Consider the following 15006-nt stretch of genomic DNA (forward strand, 5'->3'; position numbering starts at 1 on the left):
TTCAACGGCCTCGCAGTGAATGTGCTGTCGTCTCATATCGCTTGAGCCTTCACGATTTTTCATGGCGTTTCGTTCGATGCGTCACGCTGGCGCGCCGGGCGTCGGGTCGGCGTGACACAGGTAGCGCAGCAGCGGGGCGAGCTTGTCGGCGTCCGTCGGCTTGGAGCAATAGGCGTCGAAGCCGGCGTCCTTCGCTGCCTGCAGATCGCCGGGGGCCGACAGGGCGGAATGGCCCACCAGTATCGGTTGCACAAGCATGGCGGACGCGCGCAACGCGACGGCCACCTGAAGTCCCGACAAGTCCGGCATCCAGATATCCAACAGCACGATGTCCGGACCCCAGCGCTCCGACGTCTCGATGGCTTGCCGGCCACTATAAACGACTTCGGTCTGAAAGCCATCGATGGCAAGCACCATCCCAATGGCATCGGCGGTATCGACGTAGTCATCGACCACGAGCACGCGTGGCGACGGCGCGCTGTCGCATCGACGGCGCGTCCAGATCGCACACTTGGGAGAAACTTCAAAGGCATCGCGCATCGCAGTGCGCCCCATAATGTGCGAAAGCCGCGTCTGTCCGGCACGCGGCTGGTTGGCCAAGCCCGCATCGGCTGCGGGCTAGCGTTGATCCTTCTTCACGTCTTCCTTGACGTCGCCGTACTGCTTACGGGCTTCGCCTACGCCCTGCTGCACCTGACCCTTCACTTCCTGGCTCGTGTCGCCCGTCATGTTGCCGACGGCTTCGTTCACATTCCCCTTCACCTTCTCGGCAGTACCCTTGACCTGGTCCTTGTTCATGGTGTTTCTCCTATCGGTTACGTGGGGAACCACGCAATGGTATGAGCAAGGAGCGGGCCTGCCAGCGGTCGTGCGCCATGCCGACGGGCGCGAGCCGCCGCAGGCATCGCGCGCTGCTTATTGCGTCGTGGTACCCGAGCCGGTGGAACCATCGCCGGACATACGCGATTTCTTGCTCTTCGAGTGCTTACGCGTCGCATGCTTGCCCGTGGGACCCGACGGCGAGCCGGTTTCGCCATTGGCATTGGGCGTCCCCACGCCGACGCCGCCCTGGCCCGCGCCGTTGCCGCCCGGAAGGCCGCCGCCCGAGCCTTGTGCGAACGCAGCGCCCGATACGGCCAGCGCCAGTGCAGAAACCAAAATGCTCATTTTTGCCGTCTTCATGTCGTCCTCTCTTTGATGGATGGTGGACCGCACCGGAGTCGATGCGGCTCGGAGCCGACGAGCGCAATCGCTGTGCCGCAGCGCGGCGTCGCTGTAGTCGGAAGACGGTCGCAAGCTGTCGATGGCTTGTCCACTCTCACCATCTCGATGGCGAAGTCGCCGCACAAAGCGCGGCGACCGGCCGAGAAGCGACGTTATACGCTCGATCTGCAGAGCCGCGCCGTCTTTCAAAGAGCGCTGCGTCGTCGTCGCACGAAGGGAAGCAAAACAGAGCGCGTTCGATGCCGGGAATCCCCGCGTGATCGTCCCGGCAGCTTGCGAGCTATCGCGCGACGATCACGCTCATCACCACCTCAATCGTCGCTTCGCTCCCCGTTCCCTCGAAGCAGCAGCGACAGGTCGATCGCATTCGCCATCGCCACATAGCCCGCGTCGTTCGGATGCAGATGGTCGCCGCTGTCGTACACCGCCTGCATGTCGTTCGGATGCGCGGGGTCGCGCAGCACCGCGTCGAAATCGACCACAGCGTCGAACGCGCCGCTCGTGCGGATCCATTGGTTCACCGCATGACGGATGGCTTCTTTCTGCGGCGTCCAGTAGCCCTGGTTCACGGTGCCTTCCAGCGCGTTCCTGAACGGCGTCAGCGTCCCGCCCATGATCTTCATGCCGCGTAAATGTGTGCGCGCGATGATCTGCCGGTAGCCGTCGATGATCTCTTCGGCGGAGACCACGCGCCCGCTCGGGTCGAGCGCCGTGTTCGGCCAGCCGATATCGTTGATGCCTTCGAGAAAGATCACCCATTTGACGTCCGACTGACTCAGTACGTCGCGATCGTAACGCGCGAGCGCGCTCACACCCGCGCCGTCGCTTACCACGCGATTACCGCTGATGGCCTCGCTCAGCACCGCATAGCCGCGACGAGGGCCGCCACCGCTATTGAGGCGCGCGGACAGATTGTCGGGCCAGCGGCGGTTCGCATCGACTGTCGATGCGAAGCCGTCGGTGATCGAATCGCCGAAGGTGACCACTGCGCGCGTCGGACGGTCGGTGTCCGTTAGGATTGCAGATAAAAAGAAGCGATTCGTGTATTTGTGGGGAGAAGGCTGGTCGGGTGACGCGGTGTTGTCGCCGCTCGACACATACGCGTTCTGCACGGCGAGTTGGTGCACGGTATAGGCAGGCGTGGCGTCGGGCAGGAAGAAAGTGATCGCCACGTTGGACAGAGGCGCAAGGCGCATGTCGATGGGATCGCTCAGAATGGGCGCGCCCGCGTACAGCGTCACGGTCGTTTTGCCGCCGAATGTGAGAGTACGGTCCGTGTTGGGCGCGATCTTCGCGCCGCCGGCGGATAGCGCAATGTGCACCGGCCCGACCGTCACAGGCGCGGTGCCGAATTCGTTTGTCAGCCTGACGCGCACGCGATCGCCGCCCACGCTCACATGCTCGATCTGCCGAATGGTCGTCGCGGCAGGGAAATTCTGCGGCGTGGTGACGTTGTTGTTTCGATCGGCGCTGGCGGTCCACGTGGCCACCCAGCCGTCTCTTGCTTCGGCATCCGGACGGTCTGCCGAGGCGAGCGGCGCGACGAGCATCAACAGGGTCGCACCGCAAGCGGCCAAAGTGCGACGCGATGCATGCTGAAAGTATGCGTCTTTCATGTGTCCCTCCATATCGATTCGTGTAGTTGTGTACGTCAGTAAAACGAAGTAAATATGGACGACACACCGACTGATGTCACTATCGTTTACCCGTGACATCGTGGGCATGAGCATTGACCGCGCGAGCGGAACGAACGCGCTTCATCGAACCGGTTCGTCAGACGAAACGTGAACGCGAGCGACCTGCACGTGGCAAGTGGCTTTCGCGTTCACCAACGATGATTTGTTACTGCGAGTCGCGCACGAGATGATCGGCTGTCGTGCGCGCAAGCCACGCACGCCATCCGCCGAATGCGGAGATGTCTTCTGCCGACTGGACGCCATACGGTTCGCAGAGGAAGCCGATTACCCACGAGCCGTCGTCCAGTTCGACCTTGCCCAGAGCGAGCGGCGACGGCACGGTCGCGAGGAATGAGCCGAGTTCAGCAGCGGGCATTTCCCACACTTCGACCGCTATCGCGCCGCCGTTTTGCGCGACGCGCCACATGCCGGGCCGGCGTGTTCCATCAGGCGATGCAGGCAGTGCGCCAAGCCGATACGACGGTGCCGTGCGCGTCGCCTGCACGAGATGCGCGCCTCGCGAAAGCAAGTCCCGATTGAGCGGCAAGCCTTGCATGTGGGCGCCGCACACCGCGATGCGAACGCGATCGTTCGCGGCGATTCCTCGCTTGGCCGCGGATATTTCGTTGCCGCCGACGCACGCGATGCCGCTCCTCCGCTGCAGCAAGTCGGCGACGCCTAGTAGATATTGATCCGTGAAAGCGCGGCCGAACACGGTCACGCCCCATGGCAGACCGTTCTGCATGAAAGCCGTCGGCGTGGCGACGGCTGCATAGTCGAGCAGGTTCATGAAGTTCGTGTAATGACCGAGCAGCGAATTCGGCCCGATGGGGTCCTCCTCCAATTCGGCGAGCGTGACCGGTCGCGGGTAGGTGGGCGTGAGAACGAAGTCGAGCGATTCGAGCGCCGCGTCGCAGACGGCCTTCAACGCCTGCAAGCGATATTGCGCGCGAAACAAGTCGACGGCGGTTGCCGTGGGCGCCTTCGCCAAAACATCGCGAATCACGGGAAGCACCGCGTCGGGCTGCGCCAGCATCAGGTCGCGCACCACGCTATAGCGCTCGGCAACCCACGGCCCTTGATAAAGCAACTGCGCGGCCTCGACGAACGGCGCGAAGTCGATCTCGACCGCCTCGCCGCCGGCGGCTTCCAGCATCGCACGAGCGTCGGCGAACAACGCGGGACTCTCTGCGCATCCGGCAAATTCCAGTTGCGCCGGCACGCCGAAGCGAAACGCGGCGGGCGTGCCGAACGCGCGCGCCGTATTCCATTGCGGGTTAGGGCGGCTGTAGGCATCGCGAGGATCGGAATGCGCGGTCAGCGCGAGCAATTCGCTCGCTTCTTCCGCCGTCGCCGTGAAGTAGGTGACGCAATCCAGCGTGCGGCAGGCGGGCACGACGCCGGCCATCGAAAGCAGGCCCTTCGTCGGCTTCAGACCGACGAGGTTGTTCAGCGCGGCCGGCACGCGGCCCGAACCGGCGGTGTCCGTGCCGAGCGCAAAACTCGCCACGCCGAGCGCGACCGCGAGGGACGAGCCCGCGCTCGATCCGCCCGACGGGTATTCAGAATGCACGCTGTTGCGGCACTTGCCGTAGGGCGAACGCGTGCCGTTCAGACCCGTTGCGAATTGATCGAGATTAGTTTTACCGAGCGGGATAGCGCCGAGCGCGATCAAGCGCGCGACGACGCTCGCCGAGTCCGACGGCGTGTACGCGAACGCGGGGCACGCGGCTGTCGTCGGTATTCCCGCGAGGTCGATGTTGTCCTTGATCGCGAACGGGATGCCGTAGAGCGGCAGGCTTTCGACGTCCAGCGCGTCGAGCGCGTCGAGGTACGGAGCGAGTTCCGCTTCGCTCAGGAGATGGATGAAGAGATTGAATTCTGCATTCAACTTCACAGCTTTGTCGCGCAATTGCGCGATCAGCACGCGCGGCGTGAGTGCCTTCGCGCGATAGGCGGAGCGAAGCGTGGACAAGCGAAGATCGAATGACGACATGATTTTGTATTCCGGATTCAATGGCGTTGGATGACCGCGACGCGTTGTCCCGCGCGCACCGGCGATCCCGGCGCGACGTGGACCGCGCCGACCGTACCGGCGCACGGCGCGCAAACCGAGATCTCCATCTTCATCGACTCGATGACGAACAGAACGTCGCCCGCCGACACTGTGCTGCCGGACGAGACTTTCACTTGCCATAGGCTGCCGGCAATCTCGCTGTCCACCGCGACTTCGCCGTCCTCGAGCGCGGCGAATGCCGCTTCTTCGACGACCGGCGCGTCGAGCGCGTCATCGGATGCGCCCGCTTCCCGCCAGCGTTCCCGCTCCGCCTGGAATGCCGCTTGTTGCCGCGAACGGAAGGCGTCGATGCTGGTCGATTCTTCGGCGAGAAACGCCTGATAATCCGAGAGCGACAGCTCCGCTTCCTCGATGCGCAGTGGATAACGGCCGAGCGGAAAATCCGCGCGGATGCGAAGCAGCTCGTCGGCCGGGACTTCGTAGAAGCGAATCTGGTCGAAAAAGCGCAGCAGGAAGTGCTGCCCCGCGAAATCCGCGACGTCGCGATAGCGGTTCCACATCTGCAACGTGCGGCCGACGAACTGATAGCCGCCCGGGCCCTCCATGCCGTACACGCACAGATACGCGCCGCCGATGCCCACCGAGTTTTCCGCCGTCCACGTGCGCGCCGGGTTGTACTTCGTCGTCACGAGCCGGTGACGCGGGTCGAGCGGCGTCGCGACGGGCGCGCCGAGATACACGTCGCCCAGTCCCATCACGAGATAACTGGCGTCGAAGACGATGCGCTTCACCGCATCGATTGAGTCCAGATCGTTGATACGGCGGATGAACTCCAGGTTGCTCGGGCACCAGGGCGCATCCTTGCGCACGGTGGTCATGTACTTTTCGATGGCGAGCTGGCACGCCGGGTCGTCCCACGATAGCGGCAGATGAACCACGCGCGACGGCACGCGCAGATCCCGTTGCAACAGAACCTGCTCCCACGCCTGCCCGACGATATCCAGCAGCCGATCGAGCGGCAGATCGTCGGGCCGATAGTGGACTTGCAGCGAACGAATGCCCGGCGTGAGGTCGATCACGCCGGCAAGCGCCTTCGCTTCGAGCGCCTGCATCAGCGCATGTCCGCGAAACCGCGCGACGAGGTCGAGTTCGGCCGGCCCGATTTCGAGCAGCAGATGCGTGTCGCCGGAGACGCGCGCAACGAGCCGTTCGCGGTCGCGGCCCACGTCGAGCACGATGGGCGAGGTCAGCGCTGCGTCGCGCTCAGTAATCGCGCTCGGTCCGATGCATAGCGTTTCGATCTCCCGGCGACGCTCGTGCGCGGCGTCGCGCGCTTCGTCGATACCGACCGGCACGAAGCGCACCTTGTCGCCCGCCTTCAACTGGCCGATTTGCCACAAGTCCGCCTCGATGATCGTGACCGGACACACGAAACCGCCGAGGCTCGGGCCGTCGGGGCCGAGAATCACGGGCATGTCGCCGGTGAAGTCGATCGCGCCGACTGCGTAAGGATTGTCGTGAATGTTCGACGGATGCAGTCCCGCTTCGCCGCCGTCCTCGCGCGCCCATTGCGGCTTCGGGCCGATGAGACGCACGCCGGTGCGGCTGGAGTTGAAGTGAATCTCCCACTCGGTATCGAAAAATCGCTCGATATACGACGCCGTGAAGTATTCGGGCGCGCCGTGTGGTCCGTAGATCACGCGGATCGTGCGCACGCTTTCCAGCATCGGAACGTTGCCGAGCGTCGCGCCCGCCTGCGTGTCCGTGAGCGGATACAAATGCAGCACGTCGCCCGCGCGCAGCGCGCGTCCACCGTGTCCGCCGAACTGCCCGAGCGTGAAGGTGCTGCGGCTGCCGAGATACGACGCGACATCGAAGCCGCCGCGCACGCACAGATAGGCACGCGCACCCGCGCCGCGTATCGTGCCGAGCGCAAGCGCAGCGCCCGCCGGAACGTGGATGCTCGTGTTGAGCGGCTGTTCGACGTCGTTCAGATGCACGGGAATCTGCGCGCCCGTGATGGCGACGACCGCGTCCGTGTTGAAGCGCAGCGTCGGGCCGCTCATCGTGATTTCGAGCGCGGCGGCGTCCGCGGCATTGCCAAGCAGCCGGTTGCCGAGCCGCATCGCGAGGTCGTCCATCGGTCCGGACGGCGGGATGCCGACTGCCCAATAGCCGAGCCGCCCCGGATGATCCTGCACGGTCGTCTGCGTGCCGCCGCTCAGGACTTCCACGGAGGTTGCGCGATAGGCGAGCGCCTCCAGGCATCGCGTCCACGGTTCGCCCGACGCGAATGGCGTGTCCTGCACGATCTGGCGCAGATAGTCGCGGTTCGTCTCGACGCCGTAGAGGCGCGTCTTGCTGAGTGCATCGTCGAGCGCGTGGCGCGCTTCGTCGCGCGTCGGCGACCACGCGATGATCTTCGCGAGCATCGGATCGAAGTAGGGCGGCACTTCGCACCCGGCTTCGATCCATGTATCGATGCGCAGCGCGCGGCCGTCGGCGGACGGGAACGCCACGTCGGTGAGAAGCCCCGGACTCGGCTTGAAATCGCGCCCCGGGTCTTCGGCGTAGAGCCGGGCCTGTATCGCGTGGCCGCTCGGCGTCAGGCTCGCGGCGAGTTGCCTCAAAGGCGCGAGCGTTCCGGCCGCGAGTTCGATCATCCAGCGCACGAGGTCGACGCCCCAAACCTGCTCAGTGACGCCATGTTCCACTTGAAGGCGCGTGTTGACTTCAAGGAAATAGAACTGACGCGCGGCGCTGTCGTAGACGAATTCGACCGTGCCCGCGGAGCGGTAATCGACGGCTTTCGCGAGCTTCACGGCGGCATCGCACAGTGCGTCGGATATGCCTTCGGGCAGACACGGCGCGGGCGTTTCTTCGAGCACTTTCTGGTTGCGCCGCTGCACCGAGCAGTCGCGCACGCCGAGCGCGATGGCGTCGCCGTGGCCGTCACCGAACACCTGCACTTCCAGATGCCGCGCCCGCTCGATGTACTTCTCGAGAAACACGCCCGCATCGCTGAAGTTGTTTTCGCCGAGACGCTTGACCGCATCGAAATGGGTGGCGAGTTCGTCGGCGTTCCAGCACACGCGCATACCGATGCCGCCGCCGCCCGCCGTGCTCTTCAGCATGACCGGATAACCGATGGCCTGCGCCGCTTCCAGCGCCGCTGCGACGTTTTCCAGCAAGCCCGTGCCTTCGAGCATCGGCACGCCCTGACTCGCGGCGATCTCGCGCGCCGTATGCTTGAGACCGAACGCGCGCAATTGCGCGGGCGTGGGTCCGATGAACGCGATGCCCGCCGCTTCGCAGGCTTCGCCGAACGCCGCGTTTTCCGACAGAAAGCCGTAGCCCGGATGAATCGCCTGCACGCCCTCGCGACGCGCAATGGCGAGAATCTTCGCCGTGTCGAGATACGTCGTGGCGGCGGGGCCATCGCCGAGCGCGTGTGCTATCGGCGCTTCGCTGACGTGACGGCTTGCGCGGTCGGCTTCGGCGTAGACGGCGACGCCGGTGACATTCAGTTCGCGCAACGTTCGAAGAATGCGGCACGCAATCGCGCCACGATTGGCAATGAGGATCTTCTCGAACATGGAAGCAGTCTTGATTCGGAGGCGGGCCGTCCCGCCGTGAGAATGGCGAGCCGTGGTCGTCCACGGCCGACACGCGTTCAGCGATGCGCGTGCGTTAGTTCTTCGCGCGTGAGCGGGAAGCATCGCCCCGAGCGAACGAGCATGATGTGATAGATAAAGCTACGGATGCGCTTCAGTTCCATATCAGCAGCTCCGCGGGCGTCGGGTTATAGGCGTTGCACGGGTTGTTCAGCTGCGGGCAGTTGGAAATCAGCACGATCACGTCCATTTCCGCGCGCAGTTCCACGTACTTGCCCGGCGCGGAGATGCCGTCTTCGAACGTGAGGCCGCCTTCTTCCGTCACGGGCACGTTCATGAAGAAGTTGACGTTCGCGCCGATGTCGCGCTTCGAGAGCCGCCCGTCGTGCGCGCATGCCCGCAGGAAATTGTCGCGGCAGCTATGCATGTAGCGCTTTTCGAGCGCGTAGCGCACCGTATTGCTTTCCTGCGCGCAGGCGCCGCCGAGCGTGTCGTGACGCCCGCACGTATCCGCGACGATGGTCAGCATCGGATTGCCGAGATTCGAGTAGAGAACCGAGCCGGACGTGAGATAGAGGCTCTGTTGCCGGCGCAGCGTGCGTTGCGGATCGAACCGTTCGCGCGGATCGGCGAGACTGTAGAAGAGCGTATCGACGGCCTGATTGCCTTCCAGATCGACGATGCGCAGCGTCTGCCCGGCCTTCACCTCGTGCAGCCAGGGTTCGCCTGCGGCGAGCGTTTCGCGATACACCGCGCTTTCGGGCTGTTTGTCGCTGACGGTAAGCGTGCTGGTCATAGTGGATCCGTGCTCACAGAAAGAAGCGTTCAGTGTTGATGAAACCGCGTACGTTCTCTTCACATGCGGTGCGGCAGATTTCCGCGACGTCCGGTTGCGCCGTGCTCAGTTCGAGCTTGACGGGTCTCGGCGAATACTCGGGGTTCGGGTCGAGCGGATGTTGAATCGCCGTCAGTACGACGAGCGTGTTCATCGGCGCGTAAAACTCCACGTAGTCGCCGGGCTTCGAATTGCCGGGAACGAAGCGCAGCGCGCCGTCGTCAGTGACATCCACGCGGCTGAAGAGATTGAGCGTCATCATCAGATCGGAAATGCCGAGGCCCCACTTGCCCATCTCGACGAGCAAGTTGTCCGTGCCGTTGCGATAGAACGCGTTACGCAGCTCCTGATAGCGGCCCACGCCGTAGCGTTCGGCCACTTCCTGTGCATTCGATACCCCGCCGATGCTGTCGTGCCAGCCGCACGTATCCGCGACAATGGCGGCGAGCACGCGGCCCATGTCGGAATACAGGCAGTGGCCCGCCGTGAGCTTCGCGGTGTGCTGGCACTTGAGCGAATCGGGCAGATTGAGCCGTTCGCTTTTCTCCGTGGCGTTCACCATCATTACGCTGACGTTCGCGCCGCCGCGCAGGTCCGTCACGCGCAGCGACTGTCCGCGTTTCACGATGAGCGACGTATGTCCGCCGCCGGGGACGGTTTCTTCGAGCAGCAATGTCATGGACGAATCCCCTCTATTGAAACAAGTTCGGTGTCCGAAGCACCGCTTACCGCGGCCTGCGCGATATGCACGGCCGAAGCAGACTCGCGGGTGCGGTCGAGCGGAATGTTGTAGGTGATGCGCGCGCCATACGCGCCCGGCGCTTGCGGGTCCACGCGCACCTTGTCGAATACGAGCACGCGGCTGCCGAGCGTGAAGCCTTCTTTCAGGTCATGCGTGACCATGAAGATGGTCAGCTTCGACTCGCGCCACAGCTCGGACAGAAGCGCGTGCATGTCCTTGCGAATGCCCGGATCAAGTGCGCCGAAGGGCTCGTCGAGCAAGAGCACACGCGGTTTCATCATCAGCGCCTGCGCGATGGCGAGCCGTTGCTGCATGCCGCCCGACAACTGCTGCGGATACTTGTCGAGCGCTGCGCCCAGACCCACGCGCTCCAGCATGGCAGCCGCCTCGTCACGCGCGGCGCGCCGCTGTGCGCCGAAAAGCCGGCCTGTGAACTTAGCGCGCGGGAGTTCGAGACCGAGCATCACGTTATGCAGCGCGTCCAGGTGATCGAACACGGAATAGCGTTGAAACACCACGCCGCGATGCGCGTCCGGTTCCTCTGGTAGCGGCGCGCCGTCCAGCAGAATCTCGCCGCGCGTTACGCGTTCCTGCCCGAGAAGAAGCCGCAGAAACGTCGATTTGCCGCAGCCGGACGCACCGACCATCGAGCAGAATTCGCCTTCCTTGATGGTGAGATTCAGGCGTTCCAGCACGACCTGATCGCCGTATTCCTTCCATACGTTGCGGACTTCGATCATCGCGCGCTCCCGCCGTACCACGGAAAGCACCACTGCGTGATGCGCCGAAGCAACTCGTCGGTGAGCCATGCGAGCAGCGTGATCCACGCGACGTAAGGCAGGATCAGATCCATCGACAGATAGCGGCGCACGAGAAAGATGCGGTAGCCGAGGCCATCGGTGGAGGCGATTGCTTCGGCTGCGATCAGAAAGAGCCACGCGGCGCCGAGCGAAAGACGCAGCGCCACCAGCAAGCGCGGCAGCAGTTGCGGCAGTACGAGCCGCAGGATGAGCGTCCAGCTGCTCGCGCCGAGGGTCTGCGCCTTGACCCATAACTCGGCCGGAATCTCGCCCGTGCGCGCGTGCAGGTCTCGAATGATCATCGGCGTGATGCCGACCACGATAAGCACGACCTTCGACAACTCGTCGAGCCCGAACACGATGAACAAGATGGGCAGCACGGCGAGCGGCGGCACCATCGAGATGACCGTGACGAAGGGACTCAGCGTCGCGCTCACGAGTGGAAACGAACCCGTCGCGATGGCGATCACGAGTGCGATCGCCGCGCTCACGACGAGCCCGATGCACAGGCGCCGCAAGCTCGACAGCGTGTCGGCCCACAAAAGGTACTCGCCCGTGCGCTTGTCCTCGGTGAAGGCGACCGACTTCACGGCATCGCTCATCTGCGTCGCGCTCGGAAGCAGCTTGTCGTCGGGATTGACCGCGAGCCGCATCGACGATCCGGTGAAATAGACCGCGAACAGCACGACGAACGGCAACAGCAGCAGCATCAGGCCGCCGGTCCGGCTCGGATGTCGATTGATGAGTCGCATGGGAACTGCCTCGTATGAAGCCTGGAAAATGGCTCAGAGCTTGCCTGCGGCCGCCATCTCGACATAGGTCGGATCGAAGCGCAGCTTGACGTTGCCCTTGTTGCCGACCACGACGCCCTTGTCGAACGCCATGCCGACGGCGTCCGCGCTCTTTGCGTCCTGACCGAGCAGGCCGTGATCGAACGAGAACTTCGCGACGCGCGTCATGATCTTCGGCATGTCGGGGCTCGTGACGAAATCGAGCGCGGCTTTCGGCGTGTAGAAGAGGGCGGTGGTGGACAACTGGCCCTTGAAGTTGGCGAGATCGGTGCCGGAGGACTTCGCCATCGCGGTGAGCGCGTTCGTGGTGTCAGCGGAGTTGCCGTGCATCAACGCGACCATCTCGAACCATGCGCCGGTCAACGCCTTGCCGAGCGCAGGATTCTCCTGCAGCGTCTTCGTGTTCACGACCATCATGTCCATGATTTCGCCGGGAATCTTGCTGGAATCGAAGACTTCGGTGACGTTCGGCTGTGCCTTGAGATCGGCGAGCATCGGGTTCCACGTCACCGCGTTGTGAACGGCAGGCGTCGCGAATGCGCCGGAAATATCGGCATCGGATGTATTGACGACCTTGAGATCGCGCTCGCTCATGTGGGCGCTGTCGAGCGCGCGTGCGAGCAAATAGTGCGACACGGAGAACTGCACGAGGTTGACCTGCTGGCCCTTTAGATCGGCGATCTGCTTGCCCTTGCCCTTCATGAGCACGCCGTCGTTGCCGTTGGAGTAGTCGCTCACGATGAGCGCCGTCGAATCGACGCCGCCCGCGGCCGGAATGGTGAGCGCATCCATGTTGGTCATGGCGCAGCCGTCGAACTTGCCGGCCGTGTATTGATTGATGGACTCGACGTAGTCGTTCAGTTGCACGACATCGACGTTGATGCCGTACTTCTTCGCCCATTTCGATACGATGCCCTGGGTCTTTGCCTGACCCCACGGCATCCAGCCCGCATAGATGGTCCAGCACACCTTGAAGTCGTTGCGAGGCGCGGCGAACGCGGCGCTCGAGGCGAAGGTGACGAGGGAAACGGCGGCGATGCCAAGACAGCGGACGAGCTTGCGCATGAGGTTGACCTCGGAGGAGACGGTTAGCGACGGCAGGGAGCAGCGCGAACATCGCGTTCTCTCCCGGGCTTTTGTCCCGCCGTGTAACCTCGTTCGAGGTCGACAGCTCTCGGACCAGCGTCTGCGAGCAGACCGGAACCCTAGCCGTCCATTTCAAATTTTTTGTGAACCGGATGGTGCGCCGGCTCCTTGCGCAACGTTTAAAGCGGGAAGCGTGCCAAGCGCGAAGAATCAAGGCTGCCGCGCTTTGGGCGGGCATCGGCTGCGCGCTTCGGGTGAGGCGGCGCACATGAAAGCGTCACGATGCACCGTTATCGGGCGCGTTTGGTGTGCGGCGCATCTCTGAGGGGAGCGGCTCGTTGCGACGCTTCGGCGATCGTCTTGGCATCGTCGATGGACAACGTCGCTTGCATGAGGCGAGCTATGCCGCAACAGCGACAACCCGTGGAGTTATCACACGAACTGATACGAGCATCGCAAGCGAACACCTGCTTGCTTTCCGTGTCGCGACCGATACGCGTGCAGCTTCGAGCCCGCCTGTTCGAATGACGAGCTTTCCGCGTTGCTCGCCCGCCGACGCGCCCGCTTGCGCCTCTGCCGCATTAGCCGCGAAACGGGGACGAGCGCGCGAAAACGCCTCGCCGATTCCCAAAGTTGACGTGATCATCGAACAGTGCGCCGGAACTGACATACATGGACATTCGTGTTCGCTAACGGTGCTGTCGCGTATGGCAATCGCCTCTTGAGCATCAGGCATAACGCAACGCGTCCCCGTCTGTCCGCGCGCCCTGAGTTTGCGGAGCCACAACAAGAAGGCCGTTTCTCGTGTCACGTCACGCTTCATCGCCGTGAATTCCGCTGCTGTTGTTCAGCGTCGCAGAACGCAGCGAGTTGAAACATTTTGGTTCACCGGAACCGAGGAATAGCGGCAGGAAGTAAAGTGCGCGGCGTCATGCCGGCTGTCTTGCCTGAGTCAGAGCCGGATGAAAAGAAATGACTGTCGCCCAAACGCTATGGATACCAGACGAGTCGTCTTTTTCTTGCACGCGGTCATAGCCGCCGAACTCATCGTAGTTTCCGAACTCAGTCACAGTGCCATGGCTGCATGATGAGTCGAGAGCGAGCGGTATCCGGTGGATGGATTGCAAGTCCGTGAGTTTTGCGAATACGGTGGGAATGCGTTGGGTCTGGATACGCGGAACGGGCTGTTCAGATGCCAACGGAAAGGGGAAGGGTAGGTATGAAGAGAAGAGGTTTTCTGACACTAACGGCGTTTGCGCCGTTCCTATTAAGCGGTTGCTTGACATCGCAGCTTATCGATGAAGCGAACTCCGACAACGTACGGCAATACACTGAGACGATCGACAGCGTATTGATTTCGGCTGATCGGAAGAAGCTCGTCTTTCTTGGGGCGGAATATCACTACATCTTCGATGCACCGGAGCATTTTGTGGAGCTTCTTGCCTCGCCGTTGCATTCGCTGATAAGAGCAGATGTCAGTAGCTTTAGCGTGATTCCCGATGAGAACGTTGACGGTTATATCGACTTGAAGGTGCCTAAATCATCGGCCCTTACGCCGCAACAGAAGGAGCAGTTGGTCGACTTCGGCTTTTCCGGAACGGAACTGGTCCGGCAGATTAGCCTGAAAGGTGCACGTTATGACGCAAGGAAGTTTGAACGGTCGAGACTGAGTTCGACGTCACTGAACCAATCTTATAGCGTCAGGGTGCACGAGACGCAGCATTCGAGTGCGAAGAAGGCCATGCTGTTGATGACGCCGGTCACAGTCGCGCTGGACGGAGCTCTGATGATTCTCGCTGTTCCACTGATTCCTGTCGGAATATACCTGTTTTCCAACATGCGACTTGTTGGATGAGATCGGTCTGAGCATCTTAGCGGGTGCTCGACACTATGCAGTTGGAACTGACCGATCGAATCTGCGTCGAGGAGGATGCGATTGACATCGATCACCACGTCGCGCATCGATATAGTTATGCGCCAGTCCTGTTCGTGGCCCGTGCCCCAGAAACGCTTGTCTGGCCACGAACCTACGGCAAGATGCGATATCTCTACTTAGCAGAAACACGACATTTGAACTTGGGACCTACAACTCGAAATGCGCTAATTAGCATTATGTCAACAATACCTACGGCGCGAATGTTTTCCTCCGACCCGCGTCGAAGTCGAACACGCGCACTGGCTGAGTACGGCACATGTTGACAACGATCGTCGCCTGCCGAAG

General features: G+C 62.7%; 12 protein-coding genes and 1 riboswitch. Of the genes, 1 reads left to right on the plus strand and 11 read right to left on the minus strand.

Annotated elements, in window-relative coordinates:
• Positions 1-81 precede the first annotated feature (81 nt).
• From P9239_RS23000 to P9239_RS23050, 11 genes are all read right to left on the minus strand, one after another.
• Complete coding sequence (locus P9239_RS23000) at positions 82-600, minus strand: response regulator (RefSeq protein WP_309755322.1); 519 nt, start codon at positions 598-600, stop codon at positions 82-84.
• An 18-nt stretch (positions 601-618) separates the two neighbouring features.
• Positions 619-798, minus strand: coding sequence for a CsbD family protein (locus P9239_RS23005; protein ID WP_159834173.1), 180 nt, complete (start codon positions 796-798; stop codon positions 619-621).
• Between the two features lie 117 nt (positions 799-915).
• Positions 916-1182, minus strand: coding sequence for a hypothetical protein (locus tag P9239_RS23010; RefSeq protein WP_309755328.1), 267 nt, complete (start codon positions 1180-1182; stop codon positions 916-918).
• A gap of 353 nt (positions 1183-1535) precedes the next feature.
• On the minus strand, positions 1536-2840 hold the full coding sequence (locus P9239_RS23015) for an SGNH/GDSL hydrolase family protein (protein WP_309755330.1): 1305 nt from the start codon (positions 2838-2840) through the stop codon (positions 1536-1538).
• Between the two features lie 226 nt (positions 2841-3066).
• On the minus strand, positions 3067-4896 hold the full coding sequence (gene atzF / locus P9239_RS23020) for an allophanate hydrolase (RefSeq protein ID WP_309755332.1): 1830 nt from the start codon (positions 4894-4896) through the stop codon (positions 3067-3069).
• A gap of 17 nt (positions 4897-4913) precedes the next feature.
• Positions 4914-8513: an urea carboxylase gene (gene uca, locus P9239_RS23025; protein WP_309755334.1), complete on the minus strand. Its 3600-nt coding sequence runs from the start codon at positions 8511-8513 to the stop codon at positions 4914-4916.
• Between the two features lie 172 nt (positions 8514-8685).
• The gene (locus P9239_RS23030) at positions 8686-9327 is read right to left on the minus strand and encodes an urea amidolyase associated protein UAAP2 (RefSeq protein ID WP_309755336.1); all 642 of its coding nucleotides are present in this window, start codon (positions 9325-9327) and stop codon (positions 8686-8688) included.
• A 13-nt stretch (positions 9328-9340) separates the two neighbouring features.
• Positions 9341-10045 carry an urea amidolyase associated protein UAAP1 gene (locus P9239_RS23035; RefSeq protein ID WP_309755339.1) on the minus strand — a complete coding sequence of 235 codons (705 nt, stop codon included), beginning with the start codon at positions 10043-10045 and terminating at the stop codon, positions 9341-9343.
• Complete coding sequence (locus P9239_RS23040; RefSeq protein ID WP_309755340.1) at positions 10042-10848, minus strand: ABC transporter ATP-binding protein; 807 nt, start codon at positions 10846-10848, stop codon at positions 10042-10044. The genes P9239_RS23035 and P9239_RS23040 overlap by 4 nt, the downstream gene beginning before the upstream one ends.
• The gene (locus P9239_RS23045) at positions 10845-11660 is read right to left on the minus strand and encodes an ABC transporter permease subunit (protein WP_309755342.1); all 816 of its coding nucleotides are present in this window, start codon (positions 11658-11660) and stop codon (positions 10845-10847) included. Before P9239_RS23045 ends, P9239_RS23040 begins: the two co-directional genes overlap by 4 nt.
• A 33-nt stretch (positions 11661-11693) precedes the next feature.
• Positions 11694-12764, minus strand: coding sequence for a putative urea ABC transporter substrate-binding protein (locus P9239_RS23050; RefSeq protein ID WP_309755344.1), 1071 nt, complete (start codon positions 12762-12764; stop codon positions 11694-11696).
• Positions 12765-12822: 58 nt separating this feature from the next.
• Positions 12823-12919: riboswitch (guanidine-I (ykkC/yxkD leader) on the minus strand.
• A gap of 1085 nt (positions 12920-14004) precedes the next feature.
• On the opposite strand from P9239_RS23050, the gene P9239_RS23055 reads away from it, so the two are divergent.
• Positions 14005-14640 (plus strand): hypothetical protein, encoded by a 636-nt coding sequence (locus P9239_RS23055; RefSeq protein ID WP_309755346.1) that lies wholly within the window; start codon positions 14005-14007, stop codon positions 14638-14640.
• Positions 14641-15006: the final 366 nt, after the last annotated feature.

Source organism: Caballeronia sp. LZ062 (genome assembly GCF_031450785.1).
Classification (GTDB): Bacteria; Pseudomonadota; Gammaproteobacteria; order Burkholderiales; family Burkholderiaceae; genus Caballeronia.